General features: G+C 67.2%; 19 protein-coding genes. 11 read left to right on the top strand and 8 right to left on the bottom strand.

Annotation, left to right across the window (positions count from 1 at the left end; all coding sequences use genetic code 11):
• Nucleotides 1–5: 5 nt before the first annotated feature.
• Nucleotides 6–794 (bottom strand): SDR family oxidoreductase, encoded by a 789-nt coding sequence (locus AAG801_RS03210; protein ID WP_341887128.1) that lies wholly within the window; start codon nucleotides 792–794, stop codon nucleotides 6–8.
• 331 nt (nucleotides 795–1,125) lie between these two features.
• On the opposite strand from AAG801_RS03210, the gene AAG801_RS03205 reads away from it, so the two are divergent.
• The 5 genes from AAG801_RS03205 to AAG801_RS03185 all read left to right on the top strand — a co-directional run bounded on the left by AAG801_RS03205 (nucleotide 1,126) and on the right by AAG801_RS03185 (nucleotide 5,401).
• Entirely contained in the window at nucleotides 1,126–2,349 is a 1,224-nt protein-coding gene (locus tag AAG801_RS03205; RefSeq protein ID WP_341887127.1) for a sugar ABC transporter substrate-binding protein, read from the top strand.
• A 91-nt stretch (nucleotides 2,350–2,440) separates the two neighbouring features.
• Nucleotides 2,441–3,331 (top strand): sugar ABC transporter permease, encoded by an 891-nt coding sequence (locus AAG801_RS03200; RefSeq protein ID WP_341887126.1) that lies wholly within the window; start codon nucleotides 2,441–2,443, stop codon nucleotides 3,329–3,331.
• Nucleotides 3,328–4,182: a carbohydrate ABC transporter permease gene (locus tag AAG801_RS03195; protein ID WP_319357414.1), complete on the top strand. Its 855-nt coding sequence runs from the start codon at nucleotides 3,328–3,330 to the stop codon at nucleotides 4,180–4,182. Before AAG801_RS03200 ends, AAG801_RS03195 begins: the two co-directional genes overlap by 4 nt.
• A 141-nt stretch (nucleotides 4,183–4,323) precedes the next feature.
• Nucleotides 4,324–4,902, top strand: coding sequence for a DJ-1/PfpI family protein (locus tag AAG801_RS03190; RefSeq protein WP_153282122.1), 579 nt, complete (start codon nucleotides 4,324–4,326; stop codon nucleotides 4,900–4,902).
• A gap of 76 nt (nucleotides 4,903–4,978) precedes the next feature.
• The gene (locus tag AAG801_RS03185) at nucleotides 4,979–5,401 is read left to right on the top strand and encodes a ribbon-helix-helix domain-containing protein (protein WP_341887125.1); all 423 of its coding nucleotides are present in this window, start codon (nucleotides 4,979–4,981) and stop codon (nucleotides 5,399–5,401) included.
• A gap of 26 nt (nucleotides 5,402–5,427) precedes the next feature.
• On the opposite strand, the gene AAG801_RS03180 is transcribed toward AAG801_RS03185, so the two are convergent.
• The 6 genes from AAG801_RS03180 to AAG801_RS03155 form a co-directional block, all read right to left on the bottom strand.
• Nucleotides 5,428–8,538, bottom strand: coding sequence for an autotransporter outer membrane beta-barrel domain-containing protein (locus AAG801_RS03180; RefSeq protein WP_341887124.1), 3,111 nt, complete (start codon nucleotides 8,536–8,538; stop codon nucleotides 5,428–5,430).
• Nucleotides 8,539–8,901: 363 nt separating this feature from the next.
• On the bottom strand, nucleotides 8,902–9,915 hold the full coding sequence (locus AAG801_RS03175; protein WP_341887123.1) for a tripartite tricarboxylate transporter substrate binding protein: 1,014 nt from the start codon (nucleotides 9,913–9,915) through the stop codon (nucleotides 8,902–8,904).
• Between the two features lie 59 nt (nucleotides 9,916–9,974).
• Nucleotides 9,975–10,952, bottom strand: coding sequence for a tripartite tricarboxylate transporter substrate binding protein (locus tag AAG801_RS03170; RefSeq protein ID WP_341887122.1), 978 nt, complete (start codon nucleotides 10,950–10,952; stop codon nucleotides 9,975–9,977).
• A complete protein-coding gene (gene pcaF, locus AAG801_RS03165; RefSeq protein ID WP_192193623.1) occupies nucleotides 10,952–12,157 on the bottom strand; it encodes a 3-oxoadipyl-CoA thiolase in 1,206 nt (401 codons plus the stop codon). The genes AAG801_RS03170 and pcaF overlap by 1 nt, the downstream gene beginning before the upstream one ends.
• A 30-nt stretch (nucleotides 12,158–12,187) precedes the next feature.
• A complete protein-coding gene (locus AAG801_RS03160) occupies nucleotides 12,188–12,835 on the bottom strand; it encodes a 3-oxoacid CoA-transferase subunit B (RefSeq protein WP_341887121.1) in 648 nt (215 codons plus the stop codon).
• The gene (locus AAG801_RS03155) at nucleotides 12,832–13,533 is read right to left on the bottom strand and encodes a 3-oxoacid CoA-transferase subunit A (RefSeq protein WP_119552256.1); all 702 of its coding nucleotides are present in this window, start codon (nucleotides 13,531–13,533) and stop codon (nucleotides 12,832–12,834) included. Before AAG801_RS03155 ends, AAG801_RS03160 begins: the two co-directional genes overlap by 4 nt.
• A gap of 137 nt (nucleotides 13,534–13,670) precedes the next feature.
• Between AAG801_RS03155 and AAG801_RS03150 the strand changes: the two genes are divergently transcribed.
• Nucleotides 13,671–14,468, top strand: coding sequence for an IclR family transcriptional regulator C-terminal domain-containing protein (locus AAG801_RS03150; protein WP_341887120.1), 798 nt, complete (start codon nucleotides 13,671–13,673; stop codon nucleotides 14,466–14,468).
• Between the two features lie 125 nt (nucleotides 14,469–14,593).
• On the opposite strand, the gene AAG801_RS03145 is transcribed toward AAG801_RS03150, so the two are convergent.
• The gene (locus AAG801_RS03145; protein ID WP_341887119.1) at nucleotides 14,594–15,598 is read right to left on the bottom strand and encodes a tripartite tricarboxylate transporter substrate binding protein; all 1,005 of its coding nucleotides are present in this window, start codon (nucleotides 15,596–15,598) and stop codon (nucleotides 14,594–14,596) included.
• 205 nt (nucleotides 15,599–15,803) lie between these two features.
• Between AAG801_RS03145 and AAG801_RS03140 the strand changes: the two genes are divergently transcribed.
• The 5 genes from AAG801_RS03140 (at nucleotide 15,804) to cpaB (ending at nucleotide 20,626) form a co-directional block, all read left to right on the top strand.
• Entirely contained in the window at nucleotides 15,804–16,970 is a 1,167-nt protein-coding gene (locus tag AAG801_RS03140) for a tetratricopeptide repeat protein (protein ID WP_341887118.1), read from the top strand.
• Nucleotides 16,971–17,047: 77 nt separating this feature from the next.
• Nucleotides 17,048–18,436, top strand: a complete 1,389-nt coding sequence (locus AAG801_RS03135) for a L,D-transpeptidase family protein (RefSeq protein ID WP_341887117.1) — start codon at nucleotides 17,048–17,050, stop codon at nucleotides 18,434–18,436.
• Between the two features lie 412 nt (nucleotides 18,437–18,848).
• Complete coding sequence (locus AAG801_RS03130) at nucleotides 18,849–19,040, top strand: Flp family type IVb pilin (protein ID WP_341887161.1); 192 nt, start codon at nucleotides 18,849–18,851, stop codon at nucleotides 19,038–19,040.
• A 16-nt stretch (nucleotides 19,041–19,056) separates the two neighbouring features.
• Nucleotides 19,057–19,560: an A24 family peptidase gene (locus AAG801_RS03125; protein WP_341887116.1), complete on the top strand. Its 504-nt coding sequence runs from the start codon at nucleotides 19,057–19,059 to the stop codon at nucleotides 19,558–19,560.
• An 82-nt stretch (nucleotides 19,561–19,642) separates the two neighbouring features.
• A complete protein-coding gene (cpaB, locus tag AAG801_RS03120; RefSeq protein ID WP_341887115.1) occupies nucleotides 19,643–20,626 on the top strand; it encodes a Flp pilus assembly protein CpaB in 984 nt (327 codons plus the stop codon).
• The last annotated feature ends 4 nt before the right edge of the window (nucleotides 20,627–20,630 follow it).

Raw genomic sequence — 20,630 nt, 5'->3', positions numbered from 1 at the left:
CTGGCTCAGTAGTCTTCGACGGTGATCTCACGGGCCATGGGAAGGACACCCGACATGAGGCCCGCATCCACCGGCAACGCCACGCCGGTGATGACGCGCGCGGCGGGCGACGCGAGAAAGAGCACGGCATCGGCCACGTCGTCGGGTGTCGCGAAGTCGCCCAGCGGGTACCACTTCTTCAGCTGCTCGAACACCTGCGGGTTCTTGTCGGCCCGTGCCTGCCAGGCGGGCGTCTTGACGGTGCCCGGCAGCACGATGTTGGCGCGGATGCCATAACCGCCCAGCTCCATGGCGAGCGACCGGGTGTAGCTGACCAGGGCGGCCTTGGCCGCGCTGTAGGCCGGGTGGCCGAGCGTGGTCAGCGCATTGACCGAGCCGATGAGCACGAGCTGCCCGCTGCGGCGCTCAACCATGGCGTGGCGCACCGCCTCCACGCAATGGAACGCGCCATTGAGGTTGAGCTGGATGTCGGCCTGCCAGTCCTGCGGCGTGGTCTTGCGCACCGTCGGCCCGCGCGCGGCGCCCACGTTCGACACCAGCACATCCACCGCCCCGACCGTGGCGACGACTGCGGCCACCTTCTCGCACAAGCCTGCGCAGTCGGTGACGTCCGCCACCAAGGGATGCAGCCGCGCCAGATCGTCATCGCTCACGCCCTGCGCGGCCAACACGGCCGCCAGACCTTCCAGTGCGCCCGCGTCGTGGTCCAGCGCGATCAGCCGGTCGCCGGCCTGCAGCACGCGGCGGCACAGGGCCTGGCCGATACCGCCCGCGGCGCCCGTGACCAGCGTCACACGCCGGGGCGACGCGTGGGAATGAACCGGAGACGGGGTCGAAATTAATTTGTCCACGCAATGCGCCCTGTGAATTGCCAATACTTCTCCCGACCCGGGCGGCAATGAATTACCGCGCGCAATTCGAGCTCGAATTTTGGAGCGTACAGGACGTCATCGGCATTTGGCGTTCAATATTTCGCACGCAGGGTTCTAGTTTTTAGAAATCGAGGGTTAGCTCTATCTATGGCGTGATCTGGCTGCCTCGTAAGATAAAAAAGCGCAAGCATTGAATGCAGCGGAAGCAGACGTGGATTTAATTCATTTTCAATAATCTTACGAGGAATTAAATATGAAAAAACGAAATACAACTCTATTGGCCAGTGCAATTCTTCTGGGCCTTTGCTCCCTCACGGCCCAGGCGGGAAATATCCGCATTGCCATGTCCAGCTACAGCGACAACACGCGCCCCTGGCTGGAGGCTTTAGCTCGGGAATATGAGAAGGCCAACCCCGGAGACAAGGTCAAGGTCGAGGTGGGAAGCTGGGAGAACATGCAGCAGAAACTGCAGGCTGAAATCGCCAGCAACAACCCGCCCGATCTGGCCCATGTCGCGACCCGCTGGGTGGGCGATTTCGTGAACGACGACCTGGTGGAGCCGGTCGACAATTACGCCAATGCGGCGTTCAAGGATCGTTTTATTCCGGCCTTCCTGAATGCCGGCAATATCAAAGGCAAGCCGTATGCGCTGCCCATTGCGGCCAGCGTGCGCGCCATGTTCTATAACAAGGACATGCTGAGCAAGGCAGGCTTTCCCAATGGCCCCAAGACCTGGGACGACGTGATTGCCGCCTCGAAAAAGATCAAGGCCACGGGCGCCTACGGTTACGGCATCCAGGGTAAAGACCTGGATACCGACACTTATTTCTACTACGCGCTGTGGAGCATGGGGGGCGATGTGCTGGATGCGGGCAACAAGGCCGCCTTCAATTCGCCGACCGGCGTGAAAGCCGCCACGCTCTACAAAAGCATGATCGACCAGGGCCTGACCGAGCCCGGCGTCGCCGGCAACACGCGCTACGACCTGCACAACCTGTTCAAGCAGGGCAGGTTGGGCATGGTCATTTCGCTGCCGCCGCTGGCCAAGGAAATCGCCAAGGACGCGCCGCAACTGAAATACGGCATCACCGGCGTGCCCAACGGCGGCAAGGACATCACCTTCGGCGTGACCGACTCGATCATGATGTTCAAGACCTCGAAGAACAAGGAAACCGCCCAGAAATTCCTGAGCTTCATGTTCTCCAAGAACGCACGGCTGAAGTTCGATCAGGGCGAAGGCTTCATGCCGGTGACGCGCGAGGTGGCCAACGACCCCGTGTTCAAGGACGACCCGGTGCTGTCCGAGTTCGTGACCCTGCTGCCCAACGCGCGCTTCGCCCCGCTGGTCGCCGGCTGGGAAGACTCGGCGCAGGCCGTCACCAATGCGCTGCAGGCCATCTACCAGGGCAAGGCGGAACCGAAGGCGGCGCTGGACAAGGCCGCGGCCGAAGCCAACACCAAGCTCAACAAGAAGTAAGCCAGCAAGCCCCGGGCGCAGCCCTGGGGCTGCGCCAGCTTTCCGCGTGTCGCACCACGCCTAACCACGCCCATTCCGATCGAATTGCCCTATGCAGAATCCTGTTCGAGGTCCGACCCTGGCTTGGGGGCTGATTGCGCCGAGCCTGTTGCTGACGATCTTCATCCTGGCCTACCCGCTGTCCACGCTGGTGTTCCAGTCGGTGCACGACATCTCGCGCTTCGGCCTGCTGCGGGCCTTCAATGGCCTGGACAACTTTCGCACCGTGTTCACCGATCCGGTGTTCGCCCATGTCGTGTGGCGCACGGTGCAATGGACGGTGTGCGTGGTCGGCGGTGCCGTGCTGTGCGCCGTGCCGATCGCGCTCATCCTGCAGCAGGACTTCTATGGCCGGGGCGTGGCGCGCACCATCGTGATGTTGCCCTGGGCGGTGTCGCTGACGATGACCGCCATCGTCTGGACCTGGTCCTTCAACGGCCAGTACGGCATGGTCAACGCGAGCCTGGCGATGGTCGGGGTCATCCAGGAGCCGATCAACTGGCTGGCCGACGGGCAGCTCGCGTTCTGGGTCGAAGTGGGCGTGGGCATCCTGGTGTCCATCCCCTTCACCGTCACCATCTTTTTGGGCGGCCTGTCGTCGGTGTCGCAGGACATCTACGAAGCCGCCAACATCGAGGGCGCGTCGCGCTGGCAGCAGTTTCGCCGGCTCACGCTGCCGCTGCTCAAGCCCTTCATTCACATGGCGATCGTGCTGAACGTGATCTACGTCTTCAACTCGTTTCCCATCATCTGGATCATGACGCAGGGCGGGCCGGACAACGCCACGCACATCCTCGTCACCTGGCTCTACCAGCTGGGCTTTCGCATGGGCCGCCCCGGCGAAGCCGCCGCCATCTCGCTCGTGATGCTGGCCTTGCTGCTGGCCTTCACCGTGTTCTACCTGCGCCTGCAAAAGCGGCAGTCCGCGAAGGCCGCCGCATGATCCGCTCGGACAAACTCGTGCGCAGCCTCTGGTGCTGGCTGCTGCTCCTGCCGCTGGTGGTGGTGGTCATCTTTCCGCTCGCGGTGATGTTCTTCACGGCGCTCAAGCCGGCCTCGGAGATCTACGTCTATCCGGCCCGGTGGTTGCCGCAGCAGTGGCAGTGGAGCAACTTCTCCGCCATGTGGACCCAGACCGGCTTCGGGCGCGCGCTGCTGAACAGCCTGCTGGTGTCGCTCTCTGCGACGGTGCTGACGATTGCCGTCAGCGTGCCTTCCGCCTACGCGCTGGCGCGCCTGAAATTTCGCGGCCAGGGCGGCTATCGGCAGTTTTTGCTCATCACGCAGATGATCTCGCCCGTGCTGCTGGTGGTGGGCCTGTTCAAGATGGCGGCCAGCCTGCCCTGGTTCGACGGCGGCAACATGACCGATTCGCGCCTGTCCGTGGTGGTGGCCTATGGCGCCTTCGGCATTGCCTTTGCCGTCTGGATGATGACCTCGTACTTCGAGACCATTCCGCGCGACCTGGAAGAGTCGGCTTGGCTCGAAGGTTCCGGCCCGGTGCGCACAGTCTGCAAGGTGTTCCTGCCGCTGGCATTGCCGGCCATGGCGGTCACGGCGCTGGTCACCTTCGTCAATGCGTGGAACGAGTTCGCGGTGGTCTACACGCTGATCCGCTCCACCGAAAAACAAACGCTGACCGTGCTCGTCACCAACATGGTCGCGGGCCAGTACGTGGTGCAGTGGGAGCTGGTGATGGCCGCCGCCATCTGCGCCGTGGTCCCGGTCGCCATTCTGTTTGCGTGGATGCAGCGCTACATGGTGCAAGGCCTGACGGCGGGCTCGGTCAAGTAGCAAGCGGCAGGCAGGGGCCGCAGCGGCATCACAGCCCGCTGCTACCCGCTGCGCCCTCCCCCTTCGAATAATGCGGCGACGGCCGGCGCGCCCCCTGCGCCGGCCGGTTTCGCACCACCTCATCCGAAGGAGACAAACCCGATGGCTCGCAAGATCCTGATGCTCTGCGGCGACTACGCCGAAGACTACGAAACCATGGTGCCGTTCCAGACCCTGCTGGCCGTCGGCCACACCGTGCACGCGGTGGCGCCCGACAAGAAAGCCGGCGACTGGGTGCACACCGCCATCCACGACTTCGAAGGCGCGCAGACCTACAGCGAGAAGCCGGGCCACCGCTTCACGCTGAACGCCACCTTCGACGACGTGCGCCCCGAGGCCTACGACGCGCTCGTGATTCCCGGCGGCCGTGCGCCCGAGTACCTGCGCATGCACCCCCGCGTGGTCGAGATCGCCCGCCACTTTCTCGCGACCGACAAGCCGGTGGCCGCCGTCTGCCACGGCGCGCAACTGCTCGCGGCCACGGGCCTCATCAAGGGCCGCAAAGTGTCGGCCTACCCGGCCTGCCAGGTCGAGGTGGAACTGGCCGGTGCCGAGTACATGGGCATCCCGGTCGACCAGGCCGTGACCGACCGCAACCTCGTCACCGCACCGGCCTGGCCGGCGCATCCGGCGTGGCTGTCGCAGTTCCTGGTGGTGCTCGGCACCCGCATCGAACACTGACCTGACGAAAGTGCGTGGGCGGCGCTACAGTGCCGCGTCGCCCCGACATCACCCACTCTCGCAAAGGAGATGGCCCATGTGCGAAGTCTTCATCAGCGCCGATCCGCAAAGCTACGACGCGCGCACACGCTCGGTGCGGCTGCATGGCGTGGTCACCAGCATCCGGCTCGAGAACCTGTTCTGGCAGGTGCTCGAAGAGATTGCGCAGCGCGACGGCATGGCCGTGGTGCAGCTCATCGAGCGGCTGTACGACGAGCTGGTGGCGGCGCGCGGCGAGGTCGGCAACTTCGCGTCGTTCCTGCGCGTGTGCGCGTTGCGCTACGAGGCGATGGTGGCGCAGGGACGGATTCCGGCCGACACGTCGGTCGCGATCCGCTCGCTCGATGCGAACGCCGTGCTGCATGAACTGCCGCAGGGCTGGGGACGGCCGTCGCCTGCGCAGCCGTCAAGCGAGACGCGCGTGCGCACGCTCCACGCCGTCGTGCGGCGGCATGCGTAGACGCCGCACGGCTCCCCTTCGCGAGATCACCAGCGCATCTTCACGCCGACGCTGGCATTGACCCCGCTCTTGATGCGCGAGTCGCCGCCGGAGCCCGCCCACAGCTTGCCCAGCTCCACATACACGCTCGTGTTCTCGGCCACCTGCAGCGTGGCCCCTGCCGCCAGCTCGGTGCTGCTGCCGCCGGTGCGCGTCGCGATGTCCGTGACACCGGCCGGGCCGACAAAGCGGGTGACGTCGGTGCCGCTGCTGTTGCGGTAGAAGTTGACCCGCACATAGGGCTGCAGCAGCCCGGCGCTGGTGACGAACTCGCCCTTCACGCGCACGCCGGCGCGTGCCCGCCAGCCGTTGTGGCTGTTCTGCTGCACGAGGGCGCCGGAGATACCCGTGTCACCCAGGCTCACCCGCTGGTGCACCAGCTGCACCTGCGGCTCGACGGTCCAGTTGGGCGCAATGGGAATCGGCTTCCCCACCTCGATGGACGCCAGCAGGCTGTTGCCCTTGCCGCCCCGGGAGAAGCCCAGCGCGGGCGAGGCGCTGTAGCGGTGGCGGCCGGCCTGCAGCACGCCGTCGACGTACACGCCGCTGCCGTGCTTCCAGGTGGCATAGGCGCCCAGGTATTCGCTCTTCTGGTTGTTGCTGCCCACGCCGCGGTTCGCCAGGCCGCTGGCAAAGCCGTTCACGCGCATGTCGCCGTCGAGCTGGCCGACGTACACGCCCGCGTGCCAGTCGGGGTTGGCCCACAGGTCGGTGCCGGCCTGGAAGCCCGTGAGGCGCCCCTTGCTCGTGGGGCTCACGGTGCCGCCCTGCGCGATGGTGCGCTCGGTGCTGATGATGCGGCCCCAGGCCTGGCGGTAGCCCTGCGCGGGCGTGACCGTGTTCGCGCCCGTGACCAGGTTGTCGCCCATGCGCTGGTGCAGGTTGCCGAGCATCGCGAGGCTGGACTGGCGCAGCTGCTCGGGCAGCGCGGCGTAGAGCGGCACTTCGGCGCGGTAGGTGGGCACGACGAACACGGGCACGCTGCCTGCGCTGCCGGTGCTGGTGCCGCCACCGCTGGCAGGCGGCGTGCCGGGCGTCACCGGCGTGACGGGGGTGACGGGCGCGGTGGTCGAGCGCAGGTACCAGTTCTCGCCCGCGCCGGTGGCGTCGGCCGCATGCAGCCGGTACTCATAGGCGCCCGCATCGACGTGCGTGCCGGCCAGCAGGAACGCGCTTTGGGTCGTCTGCGCAGTGGTGGTCGCGCCGTTGATGGCGCTGATCACCTCGATGCCGTTGCCGGTGGTGAGCGCGCCCAGGCCGCCCAGGTTGGTGACCTGCACATTCGTCGTGCCGCTGGCCACTGCGGTGGCGCCGCTCAGGATGAGCCGGTCGCTCGCGCTCGCGCTGGTGCCCAGCGCGGTCCCCAGTCGCAGCGTGCCGCCGTTGCCCACCCACGGGCCGTTGACCGTGAGCGTGGTGCCGGGCACCGCGCCCACCAGCGAGACCGTGCCGCTGTTCGCCATCGACGCGAGGGTCTGGCTGTTGCCGGCCAGGTCGAGCGTCGCGCCGGTGGCCACGGTGAAGGGGCTCACGCTGCTGAGCACGTTGGCCGCGCCGGCACGCAGGGTGCCCGCGGCGACGTTGGTCGCGCCCGCATGGGTGTCGGCACCGCTCAGCGTCAGCACGCCCGCGCCGATCTTCACGAGATCGCTGGCGCCGGAGATCGCACCGGTCCACGCCAAGTCGTTGCCGTTGGTGTTGATGGTTCCGGTGCCGCCCAGCAGCAATGCGTTGTTGACGGTGAGGCCGCCGGCGCCCGCGACGACGCTGGCGGTCGCGCCCGCGCCGATCGACATCGCGCCCGTCATCGACGAGCCGGTGTTCAACGTGAGGCTGTTGGCGCCGCCCGTGAACGCGACCGCCGCGGCGCGCGTGACGCCGTCGCCGCCCAGGCCGCCCGAGATGGTGCCGCCATTGGTCAGCGCGAGGTTGGCGCCCGTCACCCCGACGCCGCCCACACCGTTGGCACCGCTCGGACCGCCGCTGCTGCTGGCCCCGCCGACGCCGCCCGCCCCGCCGGCGATGGTGCCGGTGTTGGTGATGCTTGCGCCCGCGCCGATCGATGCGAGGCCCGCCCCGCCGTCGCCGCCGGCGCCCGGTGAACCGGTGCCGCCCGCCCCACCGCCGGCCGCACCGCCAGCGCCCCCGGCGCCGCCCGTGATCGCGCCGGTGTTGCCGACGGTGACGGCGACGCCCGCGAGCGTCGCGCCGATGCCCCCTGCGCCGCCGCCACCGCCCGAGGCGTTGGAACGGGCGGGCAGCAATTCGGCCCCACCGGCGCCGCCCGCGCCACCCGTGAGCGAGCCGGAGTTGTTGAAGCTGAGCCCCGGGTTGGTCACGTTCAGGTAGAACCCGCCGCCCCCGCTGCCGCCGCCGCCGCCCTGCGAGAAGGCGTCGCCGCCCTTGCCACCCGCGCCGCCCGTGGAAGACCCCGTGGCCGTGTAGCTGCCGAGCGGACCGCTGAGGATCGAGCCGTAGCCGCCGGCACCGCCGCCGCCGGCCGCCCAGTACCCGTTGCCGCCCGCGCCACCGATGCCGCCCGTGTAGCTGTCGGACGAGTTGGCCACGTTGTTGGCGATCGACATCCCCTGGAAGCCACCGCCGCCACCGCCGCCATAGCCGTTGCCGTTGGCCGCGTCACCGGTCTGCGACTGGCCCGCGCCACCGGCGTCGCCCTGGAACGCACCGGGACCCGCGGGCGCGCTGGTGGTGCCGGCCGCGCCGCCGGTGCCCGGCGTGGCACCGGCGAAGCTGCCGATGCTGGCGTTGGCCCCCGCCGTGACGCCGCCCGGCGTCGACGATCCGCCCGCGCCACCGAATGCATTGACCGTGGTGTCGTTGAGCCCGCCGCTGCCGCCCGTGCCGTCGCTGCCGCCAGTGCCCCCGTGCAGCGACAGGTCGCCGATCGGCTGGCCGCCCGCGCCGCCCGCCGCGAGCACCGGCACGACGCAGACCCACAGCGCCGCCGCTGCCGCCGCAGCCGCCACCGCGCGCACGCCGCCCCCGCTGCACGATCGCGCGTGGCCGCGCGCGATTTCCGGCGCGGCCACCCAGGTGCCGGCGGTGGGACTCCACAGGGTTCGGAAGAACTTGTTCATGACTTCAACTCCCTCTTCGTTCACTGACTGAGCAGGTTGGAATCCGTGTGCAGCGGCAATGGCTTGCTCCTCCACACGGCGACGATTTCGGATGTGCAGGTCAAAAATGTAAGAACGGGTGCCAGTTACGCGTATCCCTGCAAGGGGGTACCCCGAAATGGGAGCGATCTACCGGAGGCGGGGCCGTGTCGCCTCTGTCGGGGCGTGCGGTAGACGGTCTACCCAGGCATGTATCTGTGCGTAACATGTGACTTTGGGACAGCACAATCTTTCGGGCCTGGCGCGGCGCCGATGTGCCCCCAAAAGAAAAGGCACCCTCATGGGTGCCTTGTTCGTTGCAGGTGCCGCGCTGAGCGCGATCACTCAGTCCAGCGACACGTTCGCCTTGCGGATCACGTCCGTGAAGCGCTTCGTTTCCGTCGCCACGAACTGGTCGAACTGCGGGCGCGTGGTCGGGAACGGCTCGTAGCCGAAGCTCTTGAACTTCTCCAGCACGTCGGGTTCGGCCAGGCCCTTCTCGATGTCGCGCTTGATCTTCTCCGTCACCGAAGCGGGCAGGCCCTTCGGCACGGCGATGGCGTTCCAGCCGATGACCTCGAAGCCCTTCGGGCCGCCCGATTCGCCCACGGTCGGCACGTCGGGGAAGGCGGCGTTGCGCTGGGGCGCGGCCACGGCCAGGAAGCGCAGCTTGTTGGCGCGCTGCAGCGGGCCGGCGGTGGCGCTGCTGCCCAGCGCAAAGGCCAGCTCGCCCGTGGCGACCGAGGTGTACAGCTGCGTGGTTTCCTTGTAGATGATGTGTTCCATCTGCGTGCCGGTGGCCGACTCGAACAGTTCCGAGCCCAGGTGCACCGGGTTGCCGACCGACCACGAGCCGTAGTCGAGCTTGCCGGGGTTGGCCTTGGCATCGGCGATCAGGTCGCCCACGGTCTTGTACTTGCTGTTCGTGCCGACGGTGAAGAAGAAGTAGGTCTTGAACAGTGGCAGCAGCGCGTCGAAGTCCTTCGATGCGTCGTAGGGCAGCTTCTTGAACAGCGCCGGGTACGCGGCCAGGTGCACGTTGTCGAGCACGACGATGTCGTGGCCGTCTTTCGCGCCGCGCTTGAAGGCGTCGATCGCGATGAAGCCGTTGCCGCCCGGGCGGTTCTCGACCACCACGGGCTGGCCCCAGGCGCGCGAGAGCTTGTCGGCCACGAGGCGGGCCACGCCGTCCGGACCACCACCGACCGGGAACGGCGTGATGATGCGCACGGGCTTGGTCGGGAAGGCTGCAGGCTGCTGTTGTGCCGAAGCGGTCAGCGGCAGCAGGCCGCCGGCGGTCAGGGCCAGCGCGGCCGCGGCGATGGCGCGACGCGAGAGCGACGAACGGAAGAAGGACATGAAGGAAGTCTCCGGTTTAAAAATCGTTGATTGATTGGGTGCAGCGCGGAGCCGCTCGGTCAGTCGACCGACGCGCCCGAGGCCTTGACGATGCCGGCCCACAGCGCGCTTTCCTTCGCGATGAGCGCGGCGTAGTCAGCCGGCCCGCCGAGCAGCGGCACGGCGCCTTCGACATCGAGCCGCGACTGGAACTCGGCACCGCCCGCCACCTGCAGCATCTGCGCCGACAGCGTCTTCACGAACGCATCGGGCGTGCCGCGCGGCGCGAGGATGCCGTAGGTGAGCGTGCTCTCGAAGCCCGCGAGTTCGCGCAGGCCCGACTCGGCCACGGTGGGCACGTCGGGCAGCGATGGCAAACGCTTGGCGCCCGTGACGGCAATGGCGCGCAGCCGTCCGCCCTTGACCAGCGCAAGCGCGGGCGGGATGACGCTGAACATCATCTGCACCTGGCCGCCCGCGAGGTCGGTGAGCGCGGGGTTGGTGCCCTTGTAGGGGATGTGATTGATCTTCGTGCCGGTGCGCTGCGCGAAGAGTTCGCCTGTGAGGTGGCCGCCGGTGCCGCTGCCACTCGACGCGTAGTCGAGCAGGCCGGGGCGCGACTTCGCCTCGTTGACGAGGTCGGCCACGGTGCGCACCTTCGATGCGGCGGGCACCACGAGCACGAGCGCGGACGACGCGAACATGGCCACGGGCAGCAGGTCTTTGCGCGCGTCGAACTTCAGGCCCTTGTACAGCGCCGGGTTGATCGACACGGTGCCCGTGTGGCCCAGCAGCAGCGTGCTGCCGTCGGGCGTGCTGCGCACCACCTGCTCGGTGCCGAGGTTGCCGCCCGCGCCGGGCTTGTTGTCGACGATGACGCCCGACTTGCGCGCCTCGCCCAGGCCCTTGGCCATCTGGCGTGCGAACACGTCGTTGCCGCCGCCGGCCGCGAACGGCACGACGATGCGGATCGGCTTGGCATCGCTCGGCTGCGCATGCGCCGGCAGGCCCGCCGCGGCCAGCAGCCCCAGCAGCAGCTCGCGTCGGGCGAGGCCCATCAGACGCGTTCCAGAATCACGGCAATGCCCTGCCCCACGCCGATGCACATCGTGCACAGCGCGTAGCGGCCGCCGCCCTTGTGCAGCTGGTTCACCGCGGTGGTGGCCAGGCGTGCGCCGCTGGCGCCGAGCGGGTGGCCCAGTGCAATGGCGCCGCCGTTGATGTTCACGCGCGCGTCGTCGTCCTTCAGGCCCAGGAGGCGCAGCACGGCAAGGCCTTGTGCGGCGAAGGCTTCGTTGAGTTCGATGACGTCGATCTGGTCGAGCGTGAGGCCGGTGAGCGCCAGCACCTTCTGCGTGGCGGGCGCCGGGCCGATGCCCATGATGCGCGGCGCGACGCCGGCCGTGGCCATGCCGACCACGCGGGCGCGCGGCGTGAGGCCGTGCCTGGCGGCGCTGGCTTCGTCGGCCAGCAGCAGCGCGCAGGCGCCGTCGTTCACGCCGCTGGCATTGCCGGCGGTGACGGTGCCGTCGGGGCGCACGATGGGCTTGAGCTTGGCCAGTGCCTCCAGCGTGGTGTCACGCGGATGCTCGTCCTTGTTGACGATGAGGGCATCGCCCTTCTTCTGCGGCACGCTCACGGGCACGATCTCGGCGTCGAAGAAGCCGGACTTCTGCGAGGCCACGGCGCGCAGCTGCGAGTTGAGCGCCATCAGGTCTTGCGCCTCGCGCTCGATCTTGTAGTCGGTGGCCACGTTCTCGGCGGTCTCGGGCATGGAGTCGACGCCGTACTGCGCCTTCATGAGCTTGTTGACGAAGCGCCAGCCGATGGTGGTGTCGTACACCGCGTTGTTGCGGCTGAAGGCGCTCTCGGCCTTGGGCATGACGAAGGGCGCGCGGCTCATGCTTTCGACGCCGCCGGCAATCATCAGGCCGGCTTCACCGGCGCGGATGGCGCGGGCTGCAGTGCCCAGTGCATCGAGGCCCGAACCGCACAGGCGGTTGATGGTGCCGCCGCCCACTTCGATCGGCAGGCCCGCGAGCAGCGCCGACATGCGCGCGACGTTGCGGTTGTCTTCACCGGCCTGGTTGGCGCAGCCGTAGAGCACGTCGCTCACGGCCTGCCAGTCGACGTTCTTGTTGCGCTCGATGAGCGCGCGCAGGGGCACGGCGCCGAGGTCGTCGGTGCGCACGCTGCTGAGCGAACCGCCGTAGCGGCCGAAGGGGGTGCGCACGGCGTCGCAGATGAAGGCTTGGGTGGTCATGTGGTGTGTCTCTTGAATGGGTGGAACGGATCAGGCGGCGATCGGAAGGCCGACCAGCGTCTCGAGTTCTTCGCGGCTCAGGCCCTCGACGGTGTCGACGAGCTTCAGGCCCTGCGGCGTGCACTCGAGCGTGGCGAGGTCGGAGTACACGCGCTTGACGCAGCCGATGCCGGTGAGCGGATAGGTGCACGCCTGCACCAGCTTGCTCGCGCCCTGCTTGGTCAGCAAATCCATCATCACCCATGTCTGCTTGGCGCCGATGGCCAGGTCCATCGCACCGCCGACGGCGGGAATGGCGTCTTTCTCGCCGGTGTGCCAGTTGGCGAGGTCGCCGGTGGCCGACACCTGGAACGCGCCGAGCACGCAGATGTCGAGGTGGCCGCCGCGCATCATCGCGAAGCTGTCGGCGTGGTGAAAGAACGAGCCGCCCGGCAGCAGCGTGACGGGCTGCTTGCCGGCGTTGATGAGGTCGTAGTCTTCTTCGCCGGCCTCGGGCGCGGGGCCCATGCCGAGGATGCCGTTCTCGCTTTGCAGGATGACTTCGCGGCCCTTCGGCAGGTGGTTGGCGACGAGCGTGGGCTGGCCGATGCCGAGGTTGACGACGGCGCCGTCGAAGATGTCTTGTGCGACGCGGGCTGCCAGCTGATCCTTGGTGCGACGTGTGTAGCTCATGGTCATGCTGCCTTCTTGAAGCCGCCGGCCTGCGTGGCCACGCGTTCGATGCGCACCACCTGGTGCACGAAGATGCCCGGGGTCACGATGGTCTCGGGGTCGAGGGTGCCGAGCTCGGCGATGTCGTGCACGGTGGCGATGGTCTTCTTCGACGCCATGGCCATCACCGGGCCGAAGTTGCGCGCGGCCTTGCGGTAGACCAGGTTGCCCCAGCGGTCGCCGCGCTCGGCCTTGATGAGCGCCACGTCACCGTGAATGGGGTACTCGAGCACGTACTGCTTGCCGTCGATTTCGCGGGTCTCGCGATTGCCCGCGAGCTGCGTGCCGTAGCCGGTCGGGCAGAAGAAGGCACCGATGCCGGCACCCGCGGCGCGGATGCGCTCGGCGAGGTTGCCCTGGGGCACGAGTTCGAGCTCGAGCTTGCCGCTGCGGTACAGGCCGTCGAACACCTGGCTGTCGGCCTGGCGCGGAAAGCTGCAGATGATCTTGCGCACGCGGCCGGCCTTGAGCAGCGCCGCCAGGCCCGTCTCTCCATTGCCTGCGTTGTTGTTGACGACCGTGAGGTCCTTGGCGCCCTGCTCGACGAGGCCGTCGATGAGTTCGCCTGGAATGCCGGCGGTGCCGAAACCGCCGATGAGCACTGTGGCGCCGTCTTGGATGCCTGCCAGGGCATCGGCGACCGAGCGCGCGATCTTGTTGATCATGAAGCCTGTCTCCGGGAGTGAAGAAAGAAACCGAACGGTCCGAACAGCCTGCCGAATTCACGAATCCTCGCGAACTGCAATTTGTTCGTCTAAAGAACTTTTGTTCGTATAATGAATTTTAGAGAGGATCGCTCGCCATGGCAACCCGCCCCGTTTCCGCCAGTTCCACCGCCGACACGCCCGCCCCTGGTGACAGCTACGTGCAGTCTTTTGCGCGCGGCCTGCAGGTGATCCGCTCGTTCAGCGCGAGCGCGCCGCACCAGACCCTGAGCGAAGTGGCCGCCGGCAGCGGCCTCACGCGTGCGGGGGCGCGGCGCATTCTTCTCACGCTGCAGACGCTGGGCTATGTGGTGACCGACGGCAAGCTCTTCACGCTCACGCCGCGCATCCTCGACCTGGGCTTTGCGTACCTGTCGTCGATGCCGATCTGGAACCGCGCCGAACCCGTGATGGAAGCGCTGGTGCAACAGGTGCAGGAGTCGTGCTCGGCCGCCGTGCTCGACGCGACCGACATCGTCTATGTGCTGCGCGTGCCGACGCAGAAGATCATGCGCATCAGCCTGGGCGTGGGCTCGCGGCTGCCGGCGTACTGCACGTCGCTCGGCCGGCTGCTGCTGGCCGACTTGAGCGACGACGAGGTGCGCGCACGGCTCGAGGCGTCGAACCTCGAGCTGCTGACCAAGCACACCGTGACCGACATCGAAGCGCTCATGGCCAAGGTGGCCCAGGCGCGCAAGCAGCAGTGGTGCCTGGTGAACCAGGAACTGGAAGAAGGCCTGATTTCCGTGGCCGCGCCCATCGTGAACCGACAGGGCCGCATGGTGGCCGCGCTGAACATCAGCGGGCAGGCGAATCGCACGAGTGCGAAGGTGATGCAGGAGACGATGCTGCCGGCGCTGATCGATGCGGCCCGGCAGGTGTCGGCGCTGCTTTAGGCCATCCACGCACGGCCGCTGGCCCTTTCAGAAACACCGCGGAACCGGCTTCGCCGGGCCGCTGGTGTTGCCCCCGGTAGGGGGTTGGAGAAGCGACACGAAGTGCGCGAAGCCTGGGGGCGAGCTCAGGTTTCGGAGCGAATGCCCTTCATGATGATCACGCCGCCAAGGCGCGTGGTGTCGGCGCGCATGCGCTTGGCCAGCGTGTCGGGCGAACCGGGCTGCGCTTGCCAGCCAGTCTTCAGCAGGGCCTCGCTCACCTCGGGCGAACTGATCACCTCGACCAGCGCGGCGTTCAGCCTGGCCACGGCCGCCGGCTTCATGCTCACAGGCGCGGCGAGCGCGGTCCAGATCTCCAGGTCGGCGCCGCGCACGTCGGCGTCGCGGATCGTCGGCAGTTCGTTGACCAGCGGGCTGCGCTCGGGCGAGGTCACGCCGATGGCCTTGAGCTTGCCCGACTTCACATGCGGCATCGCCAGGCCCGGCGGCAGCAGCGCCAGCTGGATCTCGCCCGCGAGGATGCCGGCAATCACCTGCGGGTTGCCGGTGTAGGGCTTGTGCTGCGCGGTGATGGCGGCGCGGCTCTTGAGCAGCTCCATGCCCAGATGGCCGACCGTGCCCACGCCCGGCGTGCCGTACTTGCCGCCGCTGCCCAGGTTGCGCACCCACAGCAGCAGGTCGGCCGCAGACTTGCCCGTGGCGCTGCCCGACACCACCAGCACCAGCGGCGCGGTGCCGATGAGGCCGATGGGCGCGAAGTCTTTTTCGGGGTCGAAACCCAGCGACGGGTTCAGCAGCTTGGCGATCGTGAGGTTGCCGTTGATCAGCGCGCCGATCGTGTGGTCGTCCGTGGCCTTGGCCACTTCGGCGGCCACGAGGTTGCCGCTGGCGCCGGGCTTGTTCTCCACCGTCACCGGCTGGCGCAGGATCTTCGAGAGCGGCTCGGCGATGGCGCGCGCAGCCAGGTCGGGCGAGGCACCGGCCGGAAAGCCCACGAGGATGCGCACGGGCTTGGTCGGCCAGGCGGCATCGCCGCCCGCGGCGCGCTGGGCCCACGAGGCCGGAGTGAACAGCGAGCTGGCAATGGCTGCAGCGCCGCCTTCGAGCAGGCGGCGTTTGGTGATCTTCAAGACGGACTCCAGAGGGATAGAAAAATCAGGGTAAATACGTGTACTTTGCTTACATGACGTTACAGGATGATGCTGCACTGCGCAAGTTCGGCATAACTGTGAATAGGGCCATCGAATGCCCTGTCAGCTTGGTATCCAGAGGTGACGAGCCCCATTTACAATGCCTGCCGCATTCCCCTTCCCCTACCACGAGGTCTTGTCCGCAATGCCCAAGAGCCCCAGGCCTCGCGCCCGCTTCAGCTTCTCCCCCACCGTGCGCGCCCTGCTCCTGGCCGTTGCGGCCTGCGGCACCGCGCTCCCCGCGCTGGCCGCAACCGAACACGAGGACGTTGACCGCCTCATGCAGTCCGGCAAGCTCGACGAGGCCATGACCAAGGCCGAGGCCTTCCTCAAGGACAAGCCGCGCGATCCGCAGATGCGCTTCCTGAAGGGCGTGATCCAGCTCGACACCGGCAAGCGCGCCGAGGCCATCGCCGCCTTCACCCAGCTCACGCAAGACGCGCCCGAGCTGCCCGAGCCGTTCAACAACCTCGCCGTCATCTACGCGAGCCAGAACCAGTTCGACAAGGCCCGCAACGCCCTCGAAAGCGCCATTCGCACCAACCCCAGCTACGCCACCGCCCAGGAAAACCTCGGCGACGTGTACGCGCGGCTGGCCAGCCAGGCCTACAGCAAGGCCCTGCAGCTCGACCAGAACAACACCGCGGTGCAGCCCAAGCTGGCCGTGATCCGCTCGCTCTTCACGACCACGCCGACGGCCGGCTCGAAGGGCGGCTCGACCCTCGTGGCATCGGCCACGACGACGCCCGCACCGGCACCGGCTGCGAAGCCCGCCCCGGCGCCTGCTCCGGTCGCCAAGGCACCCGCTCCGGCTCCCGTGCCCGCACCTGCGCCCGTTGCCAAGGCGCCCCCACCGGCGCCGGCACCCGCCGCCGCGCCTGTCGCACCGCCCGTCAAGGTGGCCGCAGCGCCCGCGCCGGTGGCCAAGACGCCTGAACCGGCACCCGCACCGGCACCTGCCGCTGCGCCGGCTTCCACCGCAGAGATCGAATCCGTCGTGCGCGGCTGGGCCTCGGCCTGGGCCAGCCAGGACATGGACCGCTACCTCGCCGCCTACGGCAGCGACTTCTCGCCCGCCGGCGGACAAAGCCGCAAGGCCTGGGAAGAAGACCGCCGCGCGCGCATCGTCGGCAAGTCCAGCATCAGCGTGAACCTCGAGAACCTCGCGATCAAGGTCGATGGACAGACCGCCACCGCCAAGTTCCGTCAGGTCTACCGCGCGGACAACCTCAACATCGCGAGCCGTAAGACGCTCGAGCTCCAACGCTCTGGCAACCAGTGGCACATTCGCAAGGAAAGCGTCGGCGGCTAGTGGCAGACATCGTCCGGCAAGGCCGGCTTCAGACCCTCCCGTTCCCGCTGAGGAGCGGGAAACTGCTCGCGGCCTTGATGGCCGCCTCTGCGCTTCTGCTGGCCACGCCCGGCGCCGCGCTCGCAGCCAACAACCACAGCAGCGGCAGCAGCAAGACAGCCAAGGCCGGCAGCGCGAAGAGCGCCAAGGCCGGCGGCAGTCGCGCGTCCGTCAAGGAAGCCCGGGCCAGCAAAGCCGGCAGCGGCGCCAGCAAGACGCAGTTGCAAGCCAAGAGCAAACGGGCGGCCGCGGCGGACAGCCAAGGCGCCACGCGCCCGGCCCGCAAGTCCGCAAGAACAGCCGCGCCGCTCCAGGAAGCCAGCGGCGCCGAGGCCCGCCTGATCGGCGTCTACGAACTGTTCGGCCGCGGCAAGAGCCGCGAGGCGCTGGCCAAGGCCCAGACCCTCGTGCGCGACCATCCGAACTTCCAGCTTGCGCAGCTCGTGTACGGCGACCTGCTCGCAGCGCAGGTGCCGCCCTCGAACGCCATGCCCGACACCGCCGGCATCGCGCGCCTGCGCGGCAACCCGGCCATGGTCGAGTTGCACGAGGAATCGCGCCGCCGCCTGCAGGCCCTGCGCGAACGCCCGCCTGCCGGCACCGTGCCCTCGCAGTTCCTCACCCTCTCGACCCGCAGCCGCTTCGCCATTGCCGTCGATGCGTCGCGCTCGCGGCTGTACCTGTTCGAGAACTCCGACAAGGGCATGAAGCTCGTCGCCGACTACTACATCTCCGTCGGCAAGTCGGGCACCGACAAAACCGTCGAAGGCGACGCGCGCACCCCGCTGGGCGTGTACTACATCACCAGCAGCCTCGACCCGCGCTCGCTCAAAGACTTCTACGGCGCCGGCGCCCTCCCCATCAACTACCCCAACCCGTACGACGTGCGGCGCGGCAAGACCGGCAGCGGCATCTGGCTGCACGGCACCCCGCCCCAGCAGTTTGCGCGGGCGCCGCTCGCCAGCGACGGCTGCGTCGTCATGGCCAACCCCGACTTGAAGCAGCTGCTGCGCAAGGTGCAGATCGGCGCCACCCCTGTCGTCACCGCGCGCAGCCTGCAATGGATTTCGCAGCCGCAGGCCGAAAAAGAAGAAAAGAAATTCGCCGAATCAATTACCGCCTGGAAAGATGCACGAGCCAGCGGCAATGAAGCGCAATTGAAGAAATTCTATTTGCCGGATTTCCAGCGCGCCAGCCGGAAGCCCGTCGATGCCAATTCGGTACTCCGCGACGAATTGACCTACGCACAAGGTAAACGAGTGCAAATCAAGGATACGTCGTACCTGCACTGGCGCGACACCGAGGACACCATGGTCGCCACCTTCGGCGAGGTGTTCGAGGGCGAGAAGAACGGCCGTACCCGCCGCCAGTACTGGCTCCGCCAGGGCGGCGAGTGGAAGCTCTTCCACGAAGAAATCCTGGGCTGAGCCCACATCACCGGAGGGGTCTCCACCCCGAAAGCGTGACTTATTACCCAAACGAGGCCATCTCGTTGAGTGTTACAAATTGCACTCCAGGGTACCGTGCTACGTAACACGTAACGGGTGTGTTCCCGTAACGCTCAACTTCCGGACGTTCCCGCGCCCGTAACGTGTTCCCCTCGTCCATGCCAGTGTGCATGCGATTTACAGAGGGAAACCGTCCTTTCCAGACTGTGAATAAGTGACCTTTTCTGCCCCGTTGCGGGGGAGGATCGGGGCTGGCCGCCATCCTGCTTTACCCCTCCGGGTAGCACATCCGCGACTCGATCCCATGTGTTTCTGCCCTTGATACACGGAGTTACGCTGTATAACATCCACCGTGCCAGCCTTTGTTAACACTTCCTTTCAGGAGATCACCATGCTTAGTTCTATTACTCGTTTTCTGCGCGATGAAGAGGGTGCTACTGCAATTGAATATGGAATTATTGCGGGGATGATGGCCGTTATTTTGTCAGTCGTGTTCCTGCCCACGGGAACACTCGGCAGCGCAATCACCGGCGTTTACTCCCGGATTTCCACCGCGCTCGGTGGTCCTATTCCTAGTCAGTAAGCAAAAATAGTCGAGCTTGAAAGCCGATATCGTCCTGTTGCTTTGGCTGCTTTTCGTGACTGTCTATGACTTTCGAGAGCGCCGTGCTCCCAACTGGCTGGTGCTTGCTGGAGCCGCCACGGCTCTCGCGGCACTCGTCTTTGGGATGCAGCCGTTCGAAATTGACTGGACCTCTGCTCTTCTCGGCGCCGGTGTCGGATTCGGCTTCTTGCTGCTTTTTTATGCATTTGGTCTCATGGGAGCAGGCGACGTGAAATTCGCTGGCGCCCTGGGACTGTGGGTCGGTCTTTCGGCCCTGGCACTGATCTGGATCGGCGCCAGCCTGATGGCTAGCGCTCACAGCCTCCTCTGGCTCGCTCTCAAGCGCTGGCCTTTTTTTCCGCGACTCGCCCTTTTGCTTGCCGGCCCGTCGCGAACACCCGAGTCCGGCACCCCGACACACCGGCCTCGCATCATTCCCTATGCGGCCTATCTCGCGTTAGCCACTGCGGCGTGGATGGTTTGGGGGCGACAGAGCTAGCCACACCCAGCTCTGACCCGACTCGCAGGTCCTTCCTTCCTTTCCTCGCGATCGTTTGCTCGCTTCCTTCGGTCCGCCGCCCATGATCAACCTCCCCAAAATCATCGCCGCCATCCTCGTGCTTCTGGCCCTCGCGCTCGGAGGCTATGCATGGGTTCTCAGCCGCCAGGCGCCGCCTCCGCCGCCTGCAACCGCAAGCGCCGGTGTAGCGCCCGCCAAGGCGTCACAGGTCCAGACCTTCCCCGTAGTCGTCGCCGCCAAGCCGCTGCTGGCCGGGCAGGCGATCCCCGCCGATGCGTTGCGCGTGGAACAACTGACGATCAATCCGACGGGCGCTTTCAAAGAGACTGCGCCGCTCGCCGGCCGCGTGCCGGTGATCGACTTGGGCGAAGGCTCCCCCCTTCTCGAAGGCCAGTTGGCTTCAGGTCTCGCTTTACGCGTTGCAGAAGGTGAGCGCGCTGTGGCGGTCAAAGCCGACGAAGTCATGGGTGTGGGCAACAAGGTCCAACCCGGCGACTTCGTCGACGTTTTCCTGATGCTGAAATCCGACAGCAAGGACATCGACCGCAGCCAGGCACGCCTGCTGCTGTCGCGCAAGCGTGTGCTGGCATTCGGCAACGCTTCAGTCGATGGCTTGGCTTCCAAAGCCGACAAGAACGGCAACTCGCAGCAACGCGCCGAAGCCGCGCGCACGGCTGTGCTTGCGGTACCGGTGGACGATGTCAATCGCCTGGCGCTCGCGGAGAACAGTGGCCGCCTGCTGCTGGCACTGCGCAACCCCATCGATATGTCGGAGCCCGATCCAAAGCTGTTTGCCGAATTGCCTACAGCTCTGCAGCCAGCACCACCCAAACGCGGCGAACCGCCGCGGGCACCGCTCGAAGGCCTGGACCGTGCCCAAGCAGGTCTGACGGCTGCCGATTTCGTGACTGGCGGCAAACCCGGCGCCGTTCGCGCCCCCGCAGCCGCAGTGCGAGCCCCCGCAGCAACCGACACCGGCGCCAGCCGCGGTGGACTGCAGGTCGAAGTCATCCGCGGCGACCGCAGCGAAACCATCCGTTATTGATCGG

This window comes from Variovorax sp. YR752, assembly GCF_943372545.1.
The sequence above is the reverse complement of the archived record's forward strand: the minus strand, read 5'-3'. Positions and strand labels throughout refer to the sequence as shown.